The 22,878-nt window shown below is 69.8% G+C and carries 21 protein-coding genes and 1 pseudogene; 14 read left to right on the forward strand and 8 right to left on the reverse strand.

The features are described 5' to 3' along the window. Positions 1 to 291: 291 nt before the first annotated feature. The 4 genes from C665_RS00720 to C665_RS00735 all read right to left on the reverse strand — a co-directional run bounded on the left by C665_RS00720 (position 292) and on the right by C665_RS00735 (position 4,242). Complete coding sequence (locus tag C665_RS00720; protein ID WP_004265719.1) at positions 292 to 1,245, reverse strand: restriction endonuclease; 954 nt, start codon at positions 1,243 to 1,245, stop codon at positions 292 to 294. Positions 1,246 to 1,378: 133 nt separating this feature from the next. After that, on the reverse strand, positions 1,379 to 2,716 hold the full coding sequence (locus C665_RS00725; protein ID WP_004265720.1) for a ferredoxin reductase family protein: 1,338 nt from the start codon (positions 2,714 to 2,716) through the stop codon (positions 1,379 to 1,381). Positions 2,717 to 2,880: 164 nt separating this feature from the next. Next, the gene (locus C665_RS00730) at positions 2,881 to 3,210 is read right to left on the reverse strand and encodes a PepSY domain-containing protein (RefSeq protein ID WP_004265721.1); all 330 of its coding nucleotides are present in this window, start codon (positions 3,208 to 3,210) and stop codon (positions 2,881 to 2,883) included. 150 nt (positions 3,211 to 3,360) lie between these two features. Then, a complete protein-coding gene (locus tag C665_RS00735; RefSeq protein ID WP_004265722.1) occupies positions 3,361 to 4,242 on the reverse strand; it encodes a putative RNA methyltransferase in 882 nt (293 codons plus the stop codon). 119 nt (positions 4,243 to 4,361) lie between these two features. Here C665_RS00735 and C665_RS00740 point away from each other — a divergent pair, with 119 nt between their 5' ends. The 9 genes from C665_RS00740 (at position 4,362) to C665_RS00780 (ending at position 12,706) form a co-directional block, all read left to right on the forward strand. Beyond that, the gene (locus C665_RS00740; protein ID WP_004265723.1) at positions 4,362 to 5,969 is read left to right on the forward strand and encodes a bifunctional aminoglycoside phosphotransferase/ATP-binding protein; all 1,608 of its coding nucleotides are present in this window, start codon (positions 4,362 to 4,364) and stop codon (positions 5,967 to 5,969) included. A gap of 75 nt (positions 5,970 to 6,044) precedes the next feature. Continuing rightward, entirely contained in the window at positions 6,045 to 7,136 is a 1,092-nt protein-coding gene (locus tag C665_RS00745) for a metal-dependent hydrolase (RefSeq protein WP_004265724.1), read from the forward strand. Further along, the gene (locus tag C665_RS00750; protein WP_004265725.1) at positions 7,133 to 7,765 is read left to right on the forward strand and encodes a redoxin family protein; all 633 of its coding nucleotides are present in this window, start codon (positions 7,133 to 7,135) and stop codon (positions 7,763 to 7,765) included. Before C665_RS00745 ends, C665_RS00750 begins: the two co-directional genes overlap by 4 nt. Before the next feature lie 39 nt (positions 7,766 to 7,804). Beyond that, on the forward strand, positions 7,805 to 8,110 hold the full coding sequence (locus C665_RS00755) for a toxin-antitoxin system TumE family protein (RefSeq protein ID WP_086010179.1): 306 nt from the start codon (positions 7,805 to 7,807) through the stop codon (positions 8,108 to 8,110). After that, a complete protein-coding gene (locus tag C665_RS00760) occupies positions 8,091 to 8,438 on the forward strand; it encodes an HVO_A0114 family putative DNA-binding protein (protein WP_004265728.1) in 348 nt (115 codons plus the stop codon). The genes C665_RS00755 and C665_RS00760 overlap by 20 nt, the downstream gene beginning before the upstream one ends. 12 nt (positions 8,439 to 8,450) lie before the next feature. Further along, complete coding sequence (locus tag C665_RS00765) at positions 8,451 to 9,431, forward strand: alpha/beta hydrolase (RefSeq protein WP_004265730.1); 981 nt, start codon at positions 8,451 to 8,453, stop codon at positions 9,429 to 9,431. A gap of 398 nt (positions 9,432 to 9,829) precedes the next feature. After that, the gene (locus tag C665_RS00770; protein WP_004265731.1) at positions 9,830 to 10,861 is read left to right on the forward strand and encodes a DctP family TRAP transporter solute-binding subunit; all 1,032 of its coding nucleotides are present in this window, start codon (positions 9,830 to 9,832) and stop codon (positions 10,859 to 10,861) included. Positions 10,862 to 10,940: 79 nt separating this feature from the next. Continuing rightward, positions 10,941 to 11,426, forward strand: a complete 486-nt coding sequence (locus C665_RS00775) for a TRAP transporter small permease (RefSeq protein ID WP_004265732.1) — start codon at positions 10,941 to 10,943, stop codon at positions 11,424 to 11,426. Beyond that, on the forward strand, positions 11,423 to 12,706 hold the full coding sequence (locus C665_RS00780) for a TRAP transporter large permease (protein WP_004265733.1): 1,284 nt from the start codon (positions 11,423 to 11,425) through the stop codon (positions 12,704 to 12,706). The genes C665_RS00775 and C665_RS00780 overlap by 4 nt, the downstream gene beginning before the upstream one ends. Before the next feature lie 73 nt (positions 12,707 to 12,779). Here C665_RS00780 and C665_RS00785 read toward each other — a convergent pair whose 3' ends face one another. Together C665_RS00785 and C665_RS00790 are read right to left on the reverse strand one after the other, a co-directional pair. After that, the gene (locus C665_RS00785; RefSeq protein ID WP_004265734.1) at positions 12,780 to 13,181 is read right to left on the reverse strand and encodes a DUF995 domain-containing protein; all 402 of its coding nucleotides are present in this window, start codon (positions 13,179 to 13,181) and stop codon (positions 12,780 to 12,782) included. A gap of 128 nt (positions 13,182 to 13,309) precedes the next feature. Further along, positions 13,310 to 13,933 (reverse strand): TetR/AcrR family transcriptional regulator, encoded by a 624-nt coding sequence (locus C665_RS00790; RefSeq protein ID WP_004265737.1) that lies wholly within the window; start codon positions 13,931 to 13,933, stop codon positions 13,310 to 13,312. Positions 13,934 to 14,131: 198 nt separating this feature from the next. Between C665_RS00790 and C665_RS00795 the strand changes: the two genes are divergently transcribed. From C665_RS00795 to C665_RS00810, 4 genes are all read left to right on the forward strand, one after another. Continuing rightward, positions 14,132 to 15,328 (forward strand): efflux RND transporter periplasmic adaptor subunit, encoded by a 1,197-nt coding sequence (locus C665_RS00795; protein ID WP_040828173.1) that lies wholly within the window; start codon positions 14,132 to 14,134, stop codon positions 15,326 to 15,328. A gap of 11 nt (positions 15,329 to 15,339) precedes the next feature. Then, on the forward strand, positions 15,340 to 18,495 hold the full coding sequence (locus C665_RS00800) for an efflux RND transporter permease subunit (protein WP_004265742.1): 3,156 nt from the start codon (positions 15,340 to 15,342) through the stop codon (positions 18,493 to 18,495). Between the two features lies 1 nt (position 18,496). Next, positions 18,497 to 19,975, forward strand: a complete 1,479-nt coding sequence (gene adeC, locus C665_RS00805; RefSeq protein WP_004265744.1) for an AdeC/AdeK/OprM family multidrug efflux complex outer membrane factor — start codon at positions 18,497 to 18,499, stop codon at positions 19,973 to 19,975. Between the two features lie 238 nt (positions 19,976 to 20,213). Further along, positions 20,214 to 21,347, forward strand: a complete 1,134-nt coding sequence (locus C665_RS00810; protein ID WP_004265747.1) for a CobW family GTP-binding protein — start codon at positions 20,214 to 20,216, stop codon at positions 21,345 to 21,347. 79 nt (positions 21,348 to 21,426) lie between these two features. On the opposite strand, the gene C665_RS00815 is transcribed toward C665_RS00810, so the two are convergent. Continuing rightward, a complete protein-coding gene (locus C665_RS00815; RefSeq protein ID WP_004265751.1) occupies positions 21,427 to 21,912 on the reverse strand; it encodes a hypothetical protein in 486 nt (161 codons plus the stop codon). A 65-nt stretch (positions 21,913 to 21,977) separates the two neighbouring features. Further along, complete coding sequence (locus tag C665_RS00820) at positions 21,978 to 22,454, reverse strand: bacteriohemerythrin (protein ID WP_004265753.1); 477 nt, start codon at positions 22,452 to 22,454, stop codon at positions 21,978 to 21,980. Between the two features lie 139 nt (positions 22,455 to 22,593). Between C665_RS00820 and C665_RS00825 the strand changes: the two are divergent. Further along, positions 22,594 to 22,878 (forward strand): annotated as a pseudogene (locus tag C665_RS00825) (DUF2868 domain-containing protein); the annotation flags it as partial.

The following is a 22,878-nucleotide window of genomic DNA, read 5'->3' on the forward strand; positions in this document are numbered from 1 at the left end:
GTCTCCAATATGTCATGCGAGGTGGCGGCTTCGCTCGGTTACTTGCCGTTCGGACCACGAAGTACCCGATGGCTGGATTGGGTCGATACTTCCAGTTCGCCGGACGGAGAAGTCGCCGTTCGCCCTTGCCTGACGCTCGAACGGCAGGTGACCAACACATTGCTGCCTGACTGTGCCATCAAGCCACCGGCAGCTGAGGCCGAGCTGCTGCCACACGTTTGACTTGACGTAAACGTCCTCGAAGTCGATCAGGACGTGCTTGGTGTGCAAGGCTGGCCTCCGGAGTGGCGGTCAGACGGCTGATCCGCGCATCTGCAGCGTCGCGCGGCATTTCGGGAAACGGACACAGCCCCAGAATCGCCCGTGCGTGCCGTCGCGCGCAGCCATCTTCACCCCGCAGGACGGGCAGGTGGGCGTCGTCCAGTCGCCTTCCGTCGCGAAGTCGAGCAGTTGTCGACGCAGGGCTGCGGGCAAGCGCTCGAGCATGGCGAGGAACAGTTTGCCGTCGAGCAGGGTGATGCGGTTCTCCGCGGCGAAGCTGCGGGCCTCGTCGGTGAAGCCGTTCGGGGCCATGAAGAAGGCCTTGTCGACGCGCTCGTGCGCCATCACACCCCGCAGTTCCCGCACCGGCTTTACGCCGACGGCCTGGTTCCAGGCCTTGCACTGGACGACGGCCGTGCAACGCTGGGGATCGGCGGCGTCCTGGAACAGGCGGATGTCGACGCCGCCGTCGGCGCCGAGCCGGGTGGTTTCGGCGCGGATGCCTTTCACCCGATAGAACTCGCAGCACAGGTCTTCGAAGCGCTTCCACTCGATGCGGTCGATGAGCTCGCGCGACCACGCGGTGGGCCGGGCCTCGGGCGCTGCGGCGCTGGTCGGGGGGGCGAATGATTCCGCAAGCGGGGCCTTGTCGACTTCCGGCAACGAGGCTTCGGTCGCGCGCGCTGCCGCTTGTGCCGGGCGGTTCGTGGGCGAGCGCGGCGGCACTGGCGAGTCCTGCGGGCGCTGCCGCAGCAAGCGGATCAGCGAGATGCCGCCGAAGACGACGGCCATCAGCCAGGCCAGCGGTACGAAGATCAGCACCAGACTGTCGAGCACGCGGCTGCTGCCGAGCAGGGCGGGGATGATGACGGTGGCGGCAAGGACGCACACGGCCGCCATGGCGGCAGAGACCTTCCAGTCGGACGTGGCGGCGATCTCGATCAGGCCCGGATCGCGGCGGGACTTGCGGTAAGGGCGGGGCATGTTGCAATTATGGTTTGCGCGAATGCATTCGGCATGTACCAGGCAATGACACCCGCGAACTACTTCTCGGATCTGGGCCGATTTGATGAGTGTGGTGCGAGGCGCGACGACCGCAGCCGCCGCGCCACTCGCCTCAGCGCATCTCGAACGCCTCGCGCCGGAAGCTCAGCCGACGTCCCCACAGCCGCGCGAGCCCGGCCTTGAGCTGGTCGCCGAAGCCGCGCGGGCCGCAGAACCAGACTTCCGCGCGCTGGCCGTCGGTGGCCGTGGCGGCGAGGCGCTCGGGTGTGAGGTCGTCGCCGGCGGCGCGGTCGTGGATGTGCAGCGTCACACTCGGCAGCCCGGCGCACAGGCTGCGCAGGCGCTCGACGAAGGGATCCTGCGCCGCACCGCGGGTGCTGTAGTGCAACTCGACTGCCGGGGCCGCGGCGGGGTCGGCGCGCAGGGCGTCGAGCCAGGCCAGGAAGGGGGTGACGCCGATGCCGCCGGCGACCCAGATCTGGCGCGCCTTGTGGTCCTGGCGGCCGAGCACGAAGCGGCCGTAAGGGCCTTCGACGGTGACCGCCTGGCCGACTGCGACGCGGCTGGCGAGCTGGCGGGTGTAGTCGCCCAGGGCCTTGATCTGGAAGCTGAGGCTGCGGTCGCCGTGGTCGGCGCTGGCGATGGTGAAGGGGTGCGAGCCCTCGAAGCGCTCGAGGCCGACGAAGGCGAACTGCCCGGCCTGGTGGCCGCGCCAGGCGCCGTCGAGCCTGCACACGATCTCGGTGACGTCGGGGGCAGGCGAGGACACGGCGGTGACCACGCCCTGCACCTTGCGATCGTGGCCGATGCGGCCCGTCAGCGCGATGACCGAGGCGACCGTGCCCGCAGCGAGCAGCAGCGCGAGCAGCACGCCGACCGGCTGCGTCCAGTAGTCGGGCGGCGCCAGCACGGCGGCGTGGAAGGCGAGCAGCAGGTAGAACACCGGCATCGCGCGGTGGAGGTGGCGCCAGAACTTGTAGGGGAAGCGCTTCCACAGGCTGAGCACGACCATCGCCAGCACGAGGTAGATGGCGAACTCGCCGAGCTCCTCGCCGGCGTCGCGCAGCATCTCGTAGAGGCCGCCGAACTCGTTGTGCGCTGGCTTCCCGGCCTTGCCGTGAAGCGACTTGATGACGTCGTCGGACATCTCGATCAGCCAGTGCAGCGCGGCGAACACCGCGGCCAGGATGCCGGCCCACTTGTGCAGACGGAAGATGCGATCCATGCCGCCGAGCGGGTGCTCGAGCACGGTGGGGCGGGTGGCGAGCACCATCGCCAGCGACATCAGGCCGATGGCGAGCAGGCCGCTGATGTACAGCCCTTGCTCGCGGATCAGCCAGGGCAGGGAGGCGGTGCCGCCGTCGAGGGCGGCGACGTTGAGGCCCCAGGCCGCGGCGACAAGGGCGACGAAGGCGGCGAGGGCGGGGAGGGTTGAAAGCGTGGGGATCATGGCGCGAGCTCCCGGCGGTAGGTCGGACAGCGTGGGGTCGGACAGCGTGGGGTTGGGCGCGGCGTGCGCGAGTGGCGGGCGCGCGGTGCACGCGCGTGGCTGCGACGCGGCGATCGCGCACCGAAAGGGGGCGCCGGTCGAGCCGGCCCCCCCTGGGGTGGCGCTTACTTGCTGCGCTTGACCTCGGTCTTGAGGACGTCGCCGGTGACCGGATCGACGTCCAGCTCCACGCGCTGGCCCTGCGGGTCGGTGGCCTTGACCTCGTACTTGTTCTTGTCGCGCTCGATCTCGCGGAAATCGGTGTAGCCGGCGGCTTCGAGCTTGGTCTGCACGTCCTTCAGGCTCATCCAGCTGGACTGGGCGGCGGGCGTCGTAGCCGCGGCCGGGCTGGCAGCCGGGGTAACGCTTTGGGCGAACGCGGGGGCGATGGCGGCGCCGGCGCCGATGAGTCCGCCGGTGAGGGCCAGGGTGGCGATGAGAGTGGTGGCACGCATGATGGCATCTCCTGTGTCGGTTGGGCGGTCCTGTTGCGACCGTGATGCCATGCTGCGCCGCGCTGGCTGAATCGATGCTGAAGATGCCGTTCATCCGCCGTTCATGTCGAGCGGGCGCTGCAGGTGCGGATTGCCTTGCGCGGTTCGGCTTCAGCCGGGCTGGCGGCGGTAGCGCGCCAGGCGCACGTCCACCGTCATCGTCAGCGCGACGAGCGCCGCCGCGCGGGCGCGGCCTTCGGCGCTGGCGCGGTAGAGGTGGGGCGTCATCGCCAGCAGGTCGGCGATCTGGGCTGCGCCGTCGACGTGGATCTGGAAGCGCAGGGTGTCGCTGGCGAGGTGCGCGAAGCCCGGGGGCTCCGCGCGGCTGGCCGGGCGCTCGGGCTTGAGTGCGGGGTAGATGACTTCGCGCAGCTCGCGCAGGTGGTCCGGGCCGGCGTCGACCTGCAGCAGTTCGCCGCCGCGGCGCAGCACGCGCGCGAACTCGGGGTAGACCGGGAAGCCGAACATGCACAGCACGCGGTCGAGCGTGGCCGGCAGCACCGGCAGGCCGGCGTTGCTGCCGACGATCCAGGCGGTGGACGGATCGGCGCCGGCCCGGCTGCGGGCGTCCTGCAGATCGCGCTTAGCCGCCGCCTGCACCGCCCACTTCGAGATGTCGAGGCCGGCGAGCGCGAGCGTGCGCGCTTCCACCGCCGCCGCGGAGAGCTGGCGCAGGTAGTAGCCCTCGCCGCAGCCGGCGTCGAGGCAGGCGAGCGTCTGGCCGGGGGCCGCGCCCTCGAACACGGTGCGCGCTACCGCAGCGGCGATCGGCGCGTAATGCCCGGCCTCGAGGAAGCGCCGGCGCGCGGCGACCATCTCCTTGCTGTCGCCGGGGTCGCGCGAACGCTTGTTCTGCACCGGCAGCAGGTTCACATAGCCCTGGGCGGCGAGGTCGAAACAGTGCCCGTCCGCGCAGCGCAGGCTGCCGCCCTGGCGTTGCAGCGGCGCGCCGTCGAGCGGGCAGGCGAGGGCGGTGAAGGGAGTGGCGGGCATGGTCGGCGGTCGTCGATGGAGGCGGACGGGATGATAGGGGAGCCGACGTCGCGGCGGCGAGCGCTCCGGCTGCGCGCGTCCCGGGCTACCATCGGGCGGATGACCGAGGAGAGCTGCCGATGCATGCATCCGAAACCCTGCTGAACACGCTGCGCCGGCCCGGCGTGCTGCCCGGCTCGGAGGGCGGCGTCGAGCTGATCGAGACCCACATCTCCTGGGTGCTGCTCGCCGGCGAGCACGCCTGGAAGCTGAAGAAGCCGCTCGACCTCGGCTTCCTGGACTTTTCCACGCCGGCGCGCCGGCGCGAGGCCTGCGAGGCGGAGCTGCGGCTCAACCGCCGCACGGTGCCGGAGATCTACGAGGCGGTGGTGGCGGTGCGCGGCAGCCCCGAGGCGCCCCGCTTCGACGGTGGCGGCGAGCCCTTCGACTGGCTGCTGCGCATGCGCCGCTTCGACCAGTCCGGGCTGTTCTCGCGCCTGCTCGACGAGGGCAGGCTGGCGCCCGCGCTCTTCGATCGCCTCGCCCGCCATGTCGCCGCGTTCCACGCCGCCGCCGCGGTGGCGTTGCCGGGCGGGGCGTTCGGCGATGCGGCCGCGGTGCATGCGCCGGTGCGGCAGAACTTCGCGCAGATGCGCGAGCGCCTCGATCCCGCTGTCCATGCCGACCTGCTCGCGACGCTGGCCCGGGTGGAGGCCTGGGCCGAGGGGCAATACGCCGCGCTCGCGCCGGTGTTCGCGGCGCGCCTCGCCGAGGGGCGGGTGCGCGAATGCCATGGCGACCTGCACCTGGGCAACCTGGTCGCGCTCGACGGCGAGCCGCGCCTCTTCGACGCCATCGAGTTCAGCGCCGAGCTGCGCTGGACCGATGTCGTCGCCGACGTCGCCTTCCTGGTCATGGACCTGCAGGCGCGCGGGCGGGCCGAGCTGGGCTGGCGCTTCCTCAATGCCTGGCTGGAGCGCTGCGGCGACTACGCCGGCCTGCGCGTGCTGCCCTACTACCTCAGCTATCGCGCGATGGTGCGCGCCAAGATCGCCGCGATCCGCGCCAGCCAGCTCGACGGCGCCGCACGCAGCGAGAGCGTGGACGAATGCCGCCGCTACCTCGCGCTCGCCGAGGCGCAGAGGGCGCTGGGCGCGCCGGCCTTGCTGGTGGCCTGCGGCGTCGCGGGCGCGGGCAAGACCAGCCAGTCGCAGGCCCTGGTGGAGGCGGGCGGGGTGATCCGCGTGCGCGCCGACGTCGAGCGCAAGCGCCTCGCCGGCCTGGCGGCGGAGGCGACGAGCGGCTCCGGCCTCGGCGGCGGGCTATATACCCCGGAGGCCACCGCGCGCACCTATGCGCGCCTGGCCGAGCTGGCGCGCGTGGTGCTCGAGGCCGGGCGCCCGGTGCTGGTCGACGCCACCTTCCTGAAACGCGCCCAGCGCACGGCCTTCGCCGGGCTCGCGCAGGAGCTCGGCGTACCCTTCGCCATCCTCGCCTTCGATGCGCCGGAGGACGTCCTGCGCGCGCGCGTGCGCGCCCGCCTGGCCGCCGGCGGCGACGCCTCGGAGGCCGACGAGGCGGTGCTCGAGGCGCAACTGCGCAGCCGCGAGGGCTTCGCTGCCGAGGAACTCGCGCGCGTCCTGCCGATCGATACCCGGTCAGTGCCGGATTGGCGCAGCCTGCTGCCGGCGCTGTCGCGGCTGTGGCCGGGCGCGCCCCGGATGGACAGCCGGCCCTCCACCCACTGAACGCGCCCCAGCCGCGCGACCGGCCCGCCTTTGCACGGCAGCCGGACAAGGCAACCCAGAGAACCCCTGTACCCGATGGATACCCTCACCCACGCCCTCTCCGGCGCCCTCGTCGGCCGCATGCTGGCCTCGCGTCGGCCTGCTGCCGGCACCCGGGCGGCGAACGCAGCGCCGGTGCCGGTCTGGCAGATGGTGGTCGCCGGCACCGCGGCGGCGATCTTCCCCGACCTCGACTTCGTGCTCGGCTGGATCTCCGAGCTCACCTACCTGCGCGGCCACCGCGGCGTCACCCACTCGCTCATCCTGCTGCCGCTGTGGGGCGTGCTGATCGCCTGGCTGCTGGCGCGCTTCTGGCGGCGCGGCGGACGGGTGGCGGCGGGCTGGCGCAGCTTCTATCCGGTGGTGTGCGCGGCGATCTTCGTGCACATCCTCGGCGACCTCATCACCCAGTTCGGCACCATGATCCTGGCGCCCTTCTCCGACCACCGCTTCGGCTGGGGTACGAGCTTCATCATCGACCTGCCCTTCACCGGCATCCTCCTCGCCGGCCTGCTCGCGAGCGCGCTATGGCGCAGCAGCCGCGTGCCGGCGACGGCGGCGCTGGTCCTGCTCGCCGGCTGGGTGGGCGTGCAGGCGATGGGGCGCGCCGAGGCGATCGACGCCGCGCGCGCCTACGCCGCGGCCAAGGGCATCGCCGCGGTCGAGGTGGACGCCGCGCCGCGCCCGGCCTCGCCCTTCAACTGGACCGCGATCGTGTTCGACGGCGAGCGCTACCACTACGCCCACCTCAACACCCGGCGCAGCGAACCGCTCCTCGCCACCGCGGAAGACAACTTCATCCGCCGCTTCTCCGCGCCCTACCTGCCGGTGGCGATGGCGCAGTGGGAGGTGCGCGAGCGCTTCGGCACCGGCAGCACGCGCGCGCTCGCCGAGCAGGTATGGAACGCGGAGGACTTCGCCTTCTACCGCTGGTTTGCGATGTTCCCGGTGCTCGACCACGCCGGCGAGGCGGGCGACGGCCAGGCATGCGCCAGCTTCAAGGACCTGCGCTTCCTCACCCCCGGGCGCGATGCGCAGCCCTTCATCTACGGCCTGTGCAACGCCGCTGGCGGCTGGCGCCTGTTCGAGCGCGAGGCGGGCGGGCTGCGCTGGATCGATCCGCGATGACGAAGCCGACCGACGACATGGGAGATTCACGACCTGCGCCGGCGCCGCATGCGGAAGCGGAGGGCGCCGGCGCACGCTCGCCCGCGAACGCCGAGTGCGAAACGGCCGAGCCCGTCCGCAAGCCACCGCGCTGGCGGCGTTGGGGCGTGGAGATCGGCATCTTCGTCGTCATCTTTTTCGCGGTGCAGGCCTGGATGGCGCGCGACGTCCCGGCCGGCCTCGCGCCGGATTTCGCCACCGTCGCCGCCGACGGCCGCGGGCTCAGCCTCGCCGAATGGCGCGCCGCGCATCCGGGCAAGGCGGTCGGGGTGTATTTCTGGGCCGACTGGTGCCCGATCTGCACTGCACAGCAGGGCACGATCGATGGCGTGCAGGCGGACCACCCGGTGCTCACCGTCGCCATGCAGTCGGGCGGCGCGGCGGAGGTGACAGGCGTGCTCGCCGAGCGCGGCCTGGCCTGGACCACCGCCATCGACGCCGACGGCCGCATTGCCGAGGCCTACGGCCTGCGCGGCGTGCCGGCCTTCGTCATCGTCGACCCGGCCGGCAAGATCCGCTCGGTGTCGCTCGGCTACGCCACCGGCTGGGGCTTGCGCGCACGGCTGTGGTGGGCGGGTCTCCAGAGCTGAATGTTGTTGTCTTTGACAACATCCTTTGATGTTGTCAATATGTCCAACATGAAAGCGACTCCCTTGATCCGCCGTCGGGTCGTGCTCGCGCCGGATGCTTTTGCAGAGATCGCCGTGTGGCGGGTTCCGGAGCCGGTGCCGCCTTCCGGGCATCCGTTCAAGTACCGCCTGGCCTACGTGGTCGGTGGCGAGTGTGGTCTGCGCTACGACAACGAGCGTGGCAAGGGCGATTACCGACATTACGGCGACACGGAAGCGGAATACGTCTTTTCCGATCCGGATCAACTCACCCGTGACTTCGGAGCGGACATTGCGAGGTGGAACCATGAACACGGTCGTTCTTGAAGTGCGCAGCCTGACGGACACGCTGGCGGACGCCGCGCGGGCAATGAAAACCGGGCGGGGTGACGCTCAGGTGCGGATCGCCTTCGCGACACCCGAACTGCTCTGGAAAGTCTTGAGCGCCAAGCGCTGGGAGTTGCTGAAGGCCTTGTGTGCGGCGGGTCCGGTGTCGATCCGCGAGGCCGCGCGCCGGGTCGGGCGCGACGTCAAGGCGGTGCATGGTGACGTCACCGCCCTGCTCGATGCCGGCGTGCTGTTGCGCACTGAAGATGGGCGGATCGAGTTTCCGTTCGATGCCGTGAAGGTCGAGTTTCTGCTGCAGGCGGCCTGAGGAGCAAACGGCATGGGCGCACCCGGACTGATCGCAGCCTTCACCGCCGGCGCCGCCACGCTCGCCGGCGGGCGGGCGCTGGTGCATTGGGGGATCCGCAAGGGCCTGGCGGCGCCGCGGGTGCCGCATCACACCGATCCGGGCGCGCTCGGGCTGGCGTTCGAGACGCTGCGCATCGGCACCGAGCATGGGAAGTCGCTGCATGCGTGGTTCATTCCGGCGCCGGGGAGCGCCTGTGATGGATCGGACCACGCTGCAAGCCCGGGCGCGGACCTTGCGGACGGCGAGCGCGATGACGCTCGTGCCGAGTTCGAATCCGCACCGGCCGTGGTGGTGATGCACGGCTGGGGCGGCAATGCGGCGCTGATGCTGCCGCTCGCCCGCCCGCTGCACGAGGCCGGCTACGCGATGCTGTTCGTCGACGCGCGCTGCCACGGCGCAAGCGACGACGACAGCTTCGCCTCGCTGCCGCGCTTTGCCGAGGACGCCGAGCACGCCTTCGCGTGGCTGGCGGCGCAGCCCGGGGTGGATCCGGCGCGCATCGCGCTGCTCGGCCATTCGGTCGGGGCGGGCGCGGTGCTGTTCGCGGCCTCGCGCAGGCCGCAGGTGGCGGCGGTGGTGAGCGTGGCGGCGTTCTCGCATCCGGCGGCGATGATGCGGCGCTGGCTGGCGGGCAAGCGCATCCCCGAGAAGCCGTTGGGGCGCTACATCCTCGACTACGTGCAGAAGACGATCGGCCACCGCTTCGACGACATCGCGCCGGTGAACACCATCGCCCGCATTCGCCGCCCGGTGCTGCTGGTGCATGGCGCGGACGACGAGGTGGTGCCGATCGACGAGGCCATGCAGATCTACGCGATGCGTGGCGATACGCCGGTCGAGCTGATGACGTTGTCGGGCGACCACGAATCCTTCGTCGACCTCGAGCACCACGTCGGGCGGCTGGTGGAGTTCCTCGGGCGGGTGCTCGCGCAGGGCGGTGCGCGGGAATAGCGGCACGCGCGGGTTTCGAGCGCTGCGATCGCGACTTGCGTCGCTCCTACAGGGGAGCCCTGGGCGTGGCGGTTTTTGTAGGAGCGACGCAAGTCGCGATCGCGGCGGTCAATGAACCGCCGCGCGCATGGCGAGTGCCCGACGCCCCCTCCCGACGCCCATCCGACGCCGCTCCCCCGACGCCCCTGGCTGCGCCACGCAAGTCGCAATTGTGGCCTTGAAACGAAGCGCCGCCCCCGGCCGCGTCCCGCGCCCGAAGCCCACGCTCGATCGGCCCGCCGTCTCCGCGCTGGCCGTGGGGGCCTCCGGTTTGTAGAATCGACCCTCCTTCCCATCCTCCGGAGGCCCGCACCGTGTGCCGCGCAGCCGGAAAAACAAGCACAATACGGAGACGCCTCATGCAGAAACGCCGCTTCACCGCCCTCATCGCCGGCCTGTTCGCCTCGACCGCGCTCGGTTTCTCGATGCCGGCCACGGCCCAGCAGTACAAGGACGAGTACAAGCTCTCCACGGTGCTCGGCGAGGCCTTCCCGTGGGGCTGGGGCGCCAAGCGCTGGGCCGACCTGGTCGCAGAGAAGACCGAAGGCCGCATCAAGATCAAGGTGTATCCGGGCACTTCGCTGGTGTCGGGCGACCAGACCAAGGAATTCACCGCGCTGCGCCAGGGCATCATCGACATGGCGGTCGGCTCCACGATCAACTGGTCGCCGCAGGTCAAGGAGCTCAACCTGTTCGCGCTGCCCTTCCTGATGCCCGACCACAAGGCGATCGACGCGCTCACCCAGGGCCGCGTCGGCAAGAAGATGTTCGACATCCTCGCCGAGCGCGACGTGGTGCCGCTGGCCTGGGGCGAGAACGGTTTCCGCGAGGTCTCCAACTCGAAGAAGCCGATCCGCACGCCCGAGGACGTCAAGGGCATGAAGATGCGCGTGGTCGGTTCCCCGCTCTTCCTCGCCACCTTCAACGCGCTCGGCGCCAACCCGACGCAGATGAGCTGGGCCGACGCCCAGCCGGCGATGGCGACCGGCGCGGTCGACGGCCAGGAGAACCCGCTCGCGGTGTTCAACGCCGCCAAGCTGCACACCGTGGGGCAGAAGAACCTGACCCTGTGGGGCTACGTCGCCGACCCGCTGATCTTCGTGGTGAACAAGTCCGTGTGGAACTCGTGGTCCGAGGCCGACCGCAAGGCCGTGTCCGAGGCCGCGCAGCAGGCTGCGAAGGAAGAGATCGCGCGCGCGCGCGCCGGCATCTCGGCGGCCGACGACGCGCTGCTGAAGGAGATCGAGGCCAACGGCGTGGCCGTGGTGCGCCTGACCGATGCCGAGCGCGACGCCTTCCGCCAGGCCACCGCGGGCGTGTACAAGGAGTGGGCCGAGAAGATCGGCGCCGACCTCGTCAAGCAGGCCGAGGAAGACATCGCCAAGCGCTGATCCGCACCCGCAGTGCGCGGGCCGGACAGTACCGAAGTCGGGCTGTCCGGCCTTTTTCCATTGAAGGCACCCTGAACCCATGAATATCGAATCACCCCCGCACGACGCCGAATCCCCCGCCTCCTACACGATCGAGCAGATCCTCTCCGGCACCGTCATGGGGCTGATCGTGCTGATCACCTTCGGCAACGTGCTGGCGCGCTACTTCACCTCGCAGTCCTTCGCTGCGACCGAGGAGTTCTCGATCGCGCTGCTGATCGTGCTGTCCTTCCTGGGTTCCTCGGCCGCCTTCGCCTTCGATCGCCACATCCGCGTCGATTTCTTCGTCCGCAAGCTGCCACCGGGCTTGCGCGCGTTCGCCGACTGGCTGTCGTTCGCGGTCACCGCCAGCCTGTTCGCCTTCATCGCCTTCTACGCCGGCAAGCTCACCTGGGACCAGTACCGGTTTGAAGAAACCTCGCCCGCGCTGGGCGTGCCGCAGTGGTGGTACACGGTGTGGATGCCGGTGCTGGCGGCGGCGCTGGTGCTGCGCCTGGTGCTGACCCGGGTGCGGGGGCGGGCATGATCGGCAGCGTGCTCATCGGCCTTTTCCTGCTCGCACTGCTCGCGGGCATGCCGCTTGCCACCGGCCTGGGCGTGGCCAGCATCGCCGTGCTCGCGATGGCCGGCTTCGACCAGCTCGCGGTGCCGACCAACATCTACGCCGGCATCGCCAAGTACCCGCTGCTGGCGATCCCGATGTTCATCCTCGCCGGCATGATCTTCGAGCGCTCCGGCGTGGCCATCCGCCTGGTGCGCTTCGTCACCGCGATCGTGGGCGAATGGACCGGCTCGCTGGCGGTGGTGGCGGTGCTGGTGTCGATGCTGCTCGGTGGCATCTCCGGTTCGGGCCCGGCGGATGCCGCAGCGGTGGCGGCGGTGATGCTGCCGTCGATGATCGCGCGCGGCTACCCGAAGGGCTTCTCGGCGGGCCTGATCGCCGCCTCGGGTTCGACCGCGATCGTGATCCCGCCCTCGGTGGCCTTCATCGTCTACAGCGTGATGGTGCCGGCGGCGACCGTGCCGGCGCTGTTCGCCGCGGGCCTGTTCCCCGGCATCGTCGCCGCACTGTGCCTGCTCGTGCCGGCGATCGTGATCAGCCGCAAGTACGGCTTCGGCCGCGACTACAAGGCCGCGCGCCCGCCGCTCGGCAAGAGCTTCATCGAGGCGATCTGGGGCCTGCTGGCGCCGGTGATCATCCTCGGCGGCCTGCGCACCGGCATCTTCACGCCCACCGAGGCGGCGGTGGTGGCGGTGGCCTACGGCATCTTCGTCGGCATGGTGGTGTATCGCAGCATCAGCTTCAGGGGCCTGTTCCGCGTGCTGGTCGAGGCCGGCGAGCTGTCGGCGGTGGTGCTGATGATCATCGGCATCGCCTCGGTATTCGCCTGGGCGGGCAACACGCTGGGCATCTTCGACGCCGCGGCGAAGGCGCTGGTCGGCCTGCACTCCAGTGAATGGCTGATGCTGCTGTCGATCAACCTGCTGCTGCTCGCGGCGGGGATGTTCCTCGACGCGATCTCGATCTTCCTGATCCTGCTGCCGCTGCTGGTGCCGATCGCGGTGGCGATGGGCTGGGACCTGGTGTGGTTCGGGGTGATGATGACGATCAACCTCGCCATCGGCCAGTTCACCCCGCCGATGGCGATCTCCCTGATGATCACCTCGCGCATCGCCGGGATCGGCATGGAGGAGACCTTCAAGTGGGTGATCTGGCTGGTGCTGGCGATGGGTGCCGGGCTGACGCTGATGATCGTGTTCCCGCAGCTCGCGCTGTGGCTGCCGGGGAAGCTCGGCTACCTGTAAGGCCCGGATTCAGTGGGGTTGGACTCGATCGGTCGCCGACCGGGACGATCATCGAGTCCGACCCCATTGATTCTCAGAGCTTGTAGGGATTGCCCTGCTCGATCTTGAAGCGGCCAGCGTAGTTGCCGCCGTCGAAATAGCGGATTTCGCCGTCCGCCTCGTACAGCCGCGCGCAGCGCCGCTCGCCGCCGCGCCAGGAGGTCCAATGGTTGCAGTGCTGGCCGTCGGCGGTGACGTCCCACTTGCCGGTGTCGCTGCTGTTGCCGCTCTTGCCGCGCGTGGTGCCGTCGGGGGCGTTGTAGATCATGAAGCCGCTGCCGGACGCGGTGGTGCCGGTTGCAGTGTTGCCGGACAGCAGGGTGCGGACCTTCGCCGCGTCGAGCGGCTTCATGCCCTTGTCGGCAAGTTCTTTCTCGGTGGATGCGCAGGCACTCAGCAGCAGTGCCGCCGCCGCGCAGGCGAGCAGTCTGTTCATTTGGGTCTCCGTCGGGACGTTGTTGTGGTCCTTTGCCGTTGCGCGGCGCGAGAGCAGTGCGCCGCTATGACTGGTCTAGGACTTGGTCATGCGTTCGTCAAGCCGAGGGGATGCCTGGTGCCGGAAGCTCAGCCCGGCTGGTCGAGCAGATCGTTGATGGCGAGCTGGATGCGCTGCGCCACGTGCTTGCGGTCGAGCTCGGGGTTGCGGATCGTGCGCAGCAGCAGGCCTTCGAACAGGGCTGCGAGCACTTCGACCATGTCGGCAGTTGCTTCCGGCGTGTCGTCGTGGCCGGCGGCGCTGCGGATGGCGCGGATGGTGACCATCAGTTCGCGCCGACAGGTGGCGTCGGCCTCGCGGACGATCTGCGCCACGTGTGAGTTGCGCGCGGCCTCGGCGACGATCTCCACCTTCAGCGCTGCGCTGTCGGGGTCGAGCTGATCCAGCACGCCTTCGGCGGCGCGTTCGATCAAGGCATGGCGTACGTTGCAGGCGGCGCGCAGCTCGGCGGTCAGGGTCAGCAGGGTTTCAAGATCCTGCGCCACGATCGCGGCGATGATCGCCTCCTTGTTCTCGAAGTAGTGGTAGATATGGCCGGCGCTCATGCCCGCGATCTTCGAGATCCGTGCGATGCTGGCGCCATGAAAGCCGTGCTCGCGGAAGCACTGCGCGGCGGCGGCGAGGATCTGCTGGCGACGGGCGGTGGCGCGCGAGGCTTCGGTAGTGTGGGGCGTGGGGTCCGTGATCTGCATGCTGCTCCGGTCAGGCCTTCACTCCCGCCGGCGATGAACCACCGGGGCGGGACGATGTCCTTAAAAATCTTGCGATGCAGCAAACCATAACATAGAATGAGCGTTCGATCTAGAATAACCATTCTAATGAGCGGGATGTCGGCCAGCGATCAACAGTCGCACGCCGGTGTCGTCGTTTCTCGCGTTCACGAGGCTCCAATGAAGACAAGCTCCCAACCCCTTTTCAGGTCCGCGGCTGCGGTGGCGCTGAGCGCCCTGGTCCTGGCCGCCTGCAGCGGAGGCAAGGAACAACAGGGCGGCGCGCCGGGCGCCGGGGCGCCGCCGCAGGCGCCGGCGGTGACCGTGATGACGGTCGCCAGCGGCAGCGTGCCGATGGTGACCGAGCTGCCCGGCCGCACCACGCCCTATCTGATCGCCGAGCTGCGCCCGCAAGTCACCGGCATCCTCACCCAGCGCGCCTTCGACGAGGGCAGCGAGGTCAAGGCCGGGCAGGTGCTCTACCGCATCGACGACGCCCCCTACCAGGCTGCCCACGACAGCGCCAAGGCGGCGCTCGCCCGTGCCGAGGCCAATGCCCAGGTCGCGCGCATCAAGGCCGAACGCCACGCCGGGCTGGTCAAGATCGACGCTGTCAGCAAGCAGGCCAACGACGACACCCAGGCCGCGCTGAAGCAGGCCCAGGCCGAGGTCGCCGCGGCGAAGGCGGCGCTCGACAAGGCGCGCATCGACCTCGACTACACCCGCCTCAAGTCGCCGATCTCCGGGCGCATCGGACGCTCGGCGGTGACGCCGGGCGCGCTGGTCACCGCCAACCAGACGCAGGCGCTCGCCACCGTGCAGCAGCTCGACCCGATCTACGTCGACCTCACCCAGTCCAGCGCAGACATGCTGCGCCTGCGCGGCGAGATCGCCGCCGGCCGCCTGCAGGCGGGCGCCAAGGGCGAGGTGCCGGTTAAGCTGATCCTCGAGGACGGCAGCGAGTACGCCGCCGAAGGCCGCCTGGCGCTGTCCGAAGTGACGGTGGATGAAGGCACCGGCAGCGTGACCCTGCGCGCGCAGTTCTCCAACGCCGACGGCATGCTGCTGCCGGGCATGTACGTGCGCGCTCGTTTGCCGCAGGGCACGCGCAGCGACGCGATCCTGGTGCCGCACAAGGCGCTCAGCCGCGACCCGCTCGGCAACGCGCTGGTGATGGCGGTCGATGCCGAGAGCAAGGTGGTTGCGCGTCCGGTGCAGGTCGCGCAGTCGCTGGGCGAGAACTGGGTGGTGACCAGCGGCGTGAAGGCCGGCGAGCGCATCATCATCGAGGGCCTGCAGAAGGTCCGCCCCGGCGTTGCCGTGCAGGCCGAGGAGGCGGGTGCAGCCCCGGCCGCTCCGGCCGCCGCGGCGCAGTGAGGTAGCCGACCATGGCCCGTTTCTTCATCGACCGACCCATCTTCGCGTGGGTCATCGCCATCGTCATCATGCTGGCGGGCGCCCTGTCCATCCAGCAGCTGCCGGTGTCCCAGTACCCGTCGATCGCGCCGCCGGCGATCGTCATCAACGCCAAGTACCCCGGCGCCTCCGCCAAGGCGGTGGAAGACTCGGTGACGCAGATCATCGAGCAGAAGCTCACCGGCCTCGACGGCCTGCTGTACATGCAGTCGACCAGCGACGCCTACGGCAACGCCTCGACCACGCTCACCTTCTCCGCCGACACCGACCCGGACATCGCCCAGGTGCAGGTGCAGAACAAGATGCAGACCTCGCTGCCGCTGCTGCCGCAGGCCGTGCAGCAGCAGGGGGTGACGGTCGCCAAGTCGGCGATGAACTTCCTGATGGTGGTCGGCTTCGTGTCGGCGGACAACTCGATGACCGGCACCGACCTGTCCGACTTCCTGGTGTCCTCGGTGCAGGACCCGCTGTCGCGCGTGGATGGCGTGGGCGAGGTGCAGGTCTTCGGCGCGCAGTACGCGATGCGCGTGTGGATCGACCCCGCCAGGCTCACCAACTACCGCCTCACCCCGGGTGACGTGCGCGCCGCGCTGATGGCGCAGAACACCCAGGTCTCGGCCGGCCAGCTCGGCGGCACGCCGGCGCTGCCAGGCCAGGGCTTCACTGCCACCATCACCGCGCAGAGCCGCCTGCAGACCGTGCAGGAGTTCGAGGACATCCTGCTGCGCAGCAGCACCCAGGGCGGCGAGGTGCGCCTGAAGGACGTCGCCCGCGTCGAGATCGGCGCCGAGAACTACGGCACCGTCGCGCGCTTCAACGGCCAGCCCGCAGCCGGCGTAGGCATCCGCCTCGCCTCGGGCGCGAATGCGCTCGACACGGCGACCGCGGTGCGCACCCGGCTCGACGAGATGAAGCGCTACTTCCCCGAAGGCGTCGAGTACGTCGTGCCGTACGACACCACGCCCTTCGTCAAGATCTCGATCGAGTCGGTGGTGATGACGCTGATCGAGGCGGTGGTGCTGGTCTTCCTGGTGATGTACCTGTTCCTGCAGAACTTCCGCGCCACGCTGATCCCCACCATGGCGATCCCGGTGGTGCTGCTCGGCACCTTCGGCCTGATGGCGGCCTTCGGCTTCTCGATCAACACGCTCACCATGTTCGGCATGGTGCTGGCGATCGGCCTGCTGGTGGACGACGCCATCGTGGTGGTCGAGAACGTCGAGCGCGTGATGAGCGAGGAGGGCCTGCCGCCCAAGGAGGCCACCAAGCGCTCGATGGACCAGATCACCAGCGCGCTGGTCGGCATCGGCCTGGTGCTGTCGGCGGTGTTCGTGCCGATGGCCTTCTTCGGCGGCTCGACCGGCGTGATCTACCGCCAGTTCTCGATCACCATCGTGTCGGCGATGGGCCTGTCGGTGCTGGTGGCCATCGTGTTCACCCCGGCGCTGTGCGCCACCATGCTCAAGCCGGTGCAAAAGGGCCACGAGCATGGCGAAGGTGGCCTGTTCGGCCGGTTCTTCCACTGGTTCAACCTCAAGTTCCACAACGGCACCCAGCGCTACGAGCGCAGCGTGGGCGGCATCCTCAAGCGCAGCGTGCGCTTCCTCGCCATCTACCTCGCCATCGTCGCGGTGCTCGGCCTGCTCTTCGTGCGCATGCCGACCTCCTTCCTGCCCGAGGAAGACCAGGGCGTGATGTTCAACCAGGTCATGCTGCCCGCCGGCGCCACCCAGGAGCGCACGCTCGAGGTGCTGAAGAAGGTCGAGGACCACTTCCTCGAGAACGAGAAGGACACCGTGCGCGCCATCTTCACCGTCGCCGGCTTCTCCTTCGGCGGCAGCGGCCAGCACATGGGCATCGGCTTCGTGAACCTGAAGCACTGGGACGAGCGCAGCGCGCCCGGCCAGGACGTCAAGTCGATCGCCGGGCGCGCGATGGGCGCGTTCGCGCAGATCCGCGAGGCCATGGTGTTCGCCTTCGTGCCGCCGGCGGTGATCGAACTCGGCACCTCGGGTGGCTTCACCGTGCAGATGCAGGACCGCTCCGGCCTCGGCCACGAGGCCCTGCTGGCCGCGCGCAACCAGTTCCTCGGCATGGCGGCGCAGGACAAGCGCCTGGTCGGCGTGCGTCCGAACGGCCAGGAAGACATGCCCGAGCTGCAGCTCGACATCGACCACGCCAAGGCCGGCGCGCTCGGGCTGTCGGTCGCCGACATCAACGACACCTTGTCGACCGCCTGGGGTGGCAGCTACATCAACGACTTCCTCGATCGCGGCCGCATCAAGAAGGTCTACCTGCAGGGCGACGATCACGCGCGCATGACGCCCGAGGACCTCGACAAGTGGTACGTGCGCAACAGGACGGGCGACATGGTGCCGTTCTCGGCCTTCGCCACCGCACGGTGGACCTACGGCTCGCCGCGCCTGGAGCGCTTCAACGGCCAGCCGTCGATGGAGTTGCTCGGCCAGGCCGCGCCCGGGCTGTCGTCCGGCGAGGCGATGCAGGCGGTCGAGGACATCATGGCGAAGATGCCGCCGGGCATCGGCTACGACTGGTCGGGCACCTCGTATGAGGAGCGCCGCAGCGGCTCGCAGGCGCCGGCGCTGTACGCGCTGTCGCTGCTGGTGGTGTTCCTGTGCCTGGCGGCGCTGTACGAGAGCTGGTCGGTGCCGTTCGCGGTGATGCTGGTGGTGCCGCTCGGCGTGCTCGGCGCGCTGCTCGCCGCCACCGGGCGCGGGCTGTCGAACGACGTGTATTTCCAGGTCGGCCTGCTCGCCACCATCGGCCTGTCGTCGAAGAACGCGATCCTGATCGTGGAGTTCGCCAAGGCGCAGATGGAGGAGGGCAAGGACCTGATCTCCGCCACGCTGACCGCGGTCCGCATGCGTCTGCGCCCGATCATCATGACCTCGCTCGCCTTTGGCTTCGGCGTGCTGCCGCTGGCGATCGCCACCGGCGCCGGCGCCGGCAGCCAGAACGCGATCGGCACCGGCGTGCTCGGCGGCACCATCGCCGCGACGCTGCTCGGCCTGTTCTTCGTGCCGCTGTTTTATGTCGCGATCAAGCGCGTTTTCCCGGACAAGCCCAAGGGTGAGGCCGTGGCGCCGATCGCCCAGGAGGGACGTTGAGATGAAGACCCACGCAAAAGCCCTGCTCGTGCCGGATTCGGTGCCGGTGTCGAGCGTCCGTCGCGGGCGTGCAGCCACGCCGCTGCGCAGCCTGGTGGTGGCGCTCGCCGCCGCCACGCTAGGCGCCTGCTCGATGATCCCGGTGTTCGAGCGCCCCGCGGCGCCGGTGCCGGCGACCTTCCCGCAGGCGACGCCGACCGCGGCCCCGGTGGTGGCGCCCCTGGCCGACACCATCGCCTGGCGCGACTACTTCGCCGATCAGCGCCTGCGCGAGGTGATCGCGCTCGCACTCGAGAACAACCGCGACCTGCGCGTCGCCGCGCTCAACATCGAGCGCGCGCGCGCGCAGTACGGCATCCAGCAGGCGGACCTGTTCCCGTCGATCGCGGTCAGCGGCGGGCAGAGTGCGCAGCGCGTGCCGGGCGACCTGAGCATGACGGGTGACTCCAACGTCAGCCGCCAGTACTCGGCCAACCTCGGCTTCGCCAGCTACGAGCTCGATTTCTTCGGCCGCGTCCGCAGCCTCGAGGAGCAGGCGCTGCAGAACTACCTCGCGACCGAGGAGGCTCGCCGCAGCGCGCAGATCAGCCTGGTGGCCGAAGTCGCCAATGCCTGGCTTCGCCTGGCTGCAGACCGCGAACGCCTGGCGCTGGCGCACAACACCCGGCAGACCCGCCAGGCGTCGTTCGATCTCGTGCGGCGCAGCTTGGAGCTGGGGGCAGTGTCGGCGCTCGACGTGCATCAGGCCGAGACCCTGCTGCAGAGCGCGCGTGCCGATGCGGCACGTTTCGAGACCGTGGTTGCGCAGGACCGCAACGTGCTCGCGCAACTGGTCGGCGGCGGTGTCCCGGACACGCTGTTGCCGGACGGGCTCGAGCAGGCGGTTGCGACGGTGGCGGAGCTCCCCGCCGGGGTGCCCTCCGAGGTGCTCACGCGCCGTCCCGACATCGTGCAGGCCGAACGTGCCCTGCTCGCGGCCAATGCCAGCATCGGCGCTGCGCGTGCAGCCTTCTTCCCGCGCATCACGCTCACCGCCAGCGCCGGCACCGCGAGCAGCACGCTCGATGGCCTGTTCGACGGCGGCTCGGGGGCGTGGAGTTTCGTGCCGCAGTTGCGCCTGCCGATCTTCGAGGCCGGCCGCCTCCAGGCCAGCCTGGATCTCGCCGAGATCCAGCGCGACATCAACGTCGCCCAGTACGAGAAGGCGATCCAGTCGGCGTTCAGGGAAGTGGCCGACGCCCTCGCCGAGCGCGCGACCGTCGCCGAGCGCATCGACGCCCGGCGCAAGCAGGTGGCGGCGACGCAGAACAGCTTCAAGCTGTCCGACGCCCGCTACCGCGGTGGCGTCGACAGCTACCTGAGCCTGCTCGACGCCCAGCGCAGCCTCTACGCAGCCGAACTGGAGCTGATCGGCGTGCGCCTCATCGAGGCGACCAACCGCGTCGAACTCTACAAGGCGCTCGGCGGCGGCTGGCAGTGACCGCCCCTTCCCACCCACCGCGATCCGGCCGCCCGTAGGCGCGACGAGAGTCTCGACGCAGCGCCCATGTACTCGGCGGCGTCGGTTGCCATCTGCAGCGCCGTATCGCGACTCGCGTCGCTCCTACAAGAAACACCGCGCTTGCAGTGGCGCCTGTAGGAGCGACGCAAGTCGCGATCGGCGCTCGGGTTCGCGGCAGGCTTCTGATCGTCGGGTGCGCCGGCTACACTGCGGCGCCATGAACATTCCCGCGCAATCCGCCGACGTCGACCGCCGCATTCCGGTGACCCTCCTCACCGGCTTCCTCGGTGCCGGCAAGACCACCCTGCTCAACCACCTGCTGCGCCAGCCGCAGATGGAGGGCAGCGCGGTGCTGATCAACGAGTTCGGCGCCGTCGGGGTCGACCACCATCTGGTGGAGAAGGTGGACGAGAGCCTGGTCGTGCTCGACTCGGGCTGCATCTGCTGCAGCGTGCAGGGCGACCTGGTGCGCGCGCTCAAGAGCCTCTTCATGCGTGCGCTGCGGCGCGAGCTGAAGGGCTTGCGCCGGGTGCTGATCGAGACCACCGGGCTCGCCGACCCCGCGCCGGTGATCCACACCCTGATGGCCGAGCCCTTCCTGTCCGAGCGCTACCGGCTCGACGGCGTGGTGACCGCGGTCGACCTCACCCATGCGCGCGAACAGCTCGCCCACCACAACGAGGCGGTGCGCCAGGTCGCGATGGCCGACCGCGTGCTGCTGACCAAGGGCGATCTGGCCGCCGACGCGATGCGCGCCGAGGTGGGTGCGCTGGTGGCCGCGCTCAACCCCGGCGCGCGCCAGATCGAGGTGGCGGGCGGGGAGGTGGGGCCGGAGGCGGTGTTCGGCTGCGGTCTGTACGACCCCGCTGGCAAGACCCCCGACGTGGCCGCCTGGCTGGGCGAGGAGGCGGTGCGCGCCGCGCGTCGTGCGCCCGTTGCGCCGCTTTGGCGCAGGCCGGGCCGGAGCGGGGCCGGCGTTCACTCTCTCACGGCCGCGGAGCAGGAGAACTCGCGCCACACCCCCGGCGTGAGCGCCTTCGTGCTCGTCTTCGACGAGCCGCTCGACTGGTTCGGCTTCTCCGACGGGCTCGCCTTGCTGCTGCAGGTCTACGGCGGACGCATCCTGCGCATCAAGGGCCTGCTCAACGTCGCCGGCGACCCGCTGCCGCGGGTACTGCAGTGCGTGCAGCACAGCGTCTATCCGGCGAGCAGCCTGCCGGCCTGGCCGGATTCTGCGCCCTACGACGACCGCCGCAGCCGGCTGGTGTTCATCGTGCGCGAGCTCGCCGAGGACGAGGTGATCTCCATCCTGGGCAGCTTCACCGGGCAGCTGCCGCGCCGCGCGGACTGAAGGGACGAATCCGCCGCCGCCCGCGTCCGAGCTCCGGTCCCGCCGCCTGCGTCGCGGTCCCGCGGCCGGCTCGGCTTACTCAGTCGCAGCGCGCCTTGCACTCGGCGCCGCTGCAGTCCGCGGCCTCCACCACGCACTCCGACTTGGTGCGATGCACGAGGCGGTGGTCGTTCTCGTAGTCGCAGATCACGCGGGTGAGCGTCTTGACGCGCTCGACGCTCAGCTTCTGTGCCTTCGAGGCCTTGATCGAGGCCGCGTCGACGTTGCAGGACAGGTAGCCGTCGAACTTGCCGCCCTCGGCCTCCCACAGTGCGACGTTCTTCACTTCCTTGTAGTTCTCGAAGCTCGCGCAGGTGAGCACGTCGCGGCCGTACAGGCGGGCGTTGTCGCTGCAGTAGCCGGTGTAGGTGTACTTGAGTTCGTCCTCGGTCGGGCAGGGCTGGACCTGGGTCGCCGTGGACAGCGTGGGGCAGGCGAGCGCTTCGGCGTGTGCGGCGGTGGCGCCGAGGCTGCCGGCGAGGACGAGGGCGAGGAGGGCGAGTCGGACCGTGGAAGTGTGCTGCATCGTCGTGTTTCCGGAAGGGTGAGTCGGGTTGCCTGTGGAGGAGTCTGAGGCCTGGCCTGCCGTTCTTACCAGAACTTCCACCACCACTTGCGCTTCTTCATCGCCTGCTCGACGTGATCGGACCACTTGCTGGCTCCGCCGGCCTCGACGAAATACGCGCCGAAGCGCTTGTCCGCCTCGTTGATGTGGCGCGTGAGCCATACCTTGAGGAAGTGCAGGAGTTCGAAGGTGATGGTCGCCTGGCCGGAGTCGAGCTTGTCCTGCAGGGCCTGCACCTGGGCGATCAGGTCCTCGTGGTTCTGCTTGTGGGTGGCGAATTCGGGGTAATTCGACACCCGCATCAGGCTCTCCTCGACCGCAAAATGGGTGCGGGTGTAGTCGGCGAGCTTGTCGAGGATCTGGCGCGAGGTGGTCGAGCCGTGGTGTTCCTTGATCGCGACGTGGAGCTGGTTGAGCAGCTCGACGAGCTCCTTGTGCTGCTCGTCGATCTCCTGCAGGCCGATGCTGAACTCGTCGGTCCAATGGAACAGGTCGGTACTCATGGGCGCGTCCGGTGGTGGGCGGAAGCCACAAGGCTAACGATTTTGGCTGGGTGTTTATTGATTGAGATCAATTCTCGCCCGGCTCAACCCATTTGCCATGGCGGATCGGCGCCGGATCCGTGCACAGGCGGTCGAGTCCATGCGCTTCGCCGGCGAGGTTGTTATCCTTCCGCTTCCCGACTTCGCCGACCTTTCGTCCGGACCCCGCGTGCCCACGTCATTTCCGCCGAACTCCCTGTCCCTGCGCTGGCTGGCCGAGCTCGTCCGCCGTCATGAAGAACGCCATCCGCCGCTCGACGAGGCGCGCGCGCACGCCGAGGCGCGTGCGGTCGCGGGCGATCTCGAGGCCCGCGTGCTGCGCCGCGCGGCCGTGCTCGAAGCCGCCGGCGGCTGGCGCGAGGCGATCCGGCGCTGGCAGGGGCGG

The sequence above is a fragment of the Thauera aminoaromatica S2 genome (assembly GCF_000310185.1).
GTDB lineage: Bacteria > Pseudomonadota > Gammaproteobacteria > Burkholderiales > Rhodocyclaceae > Thauera > Thauera aminoaromatica.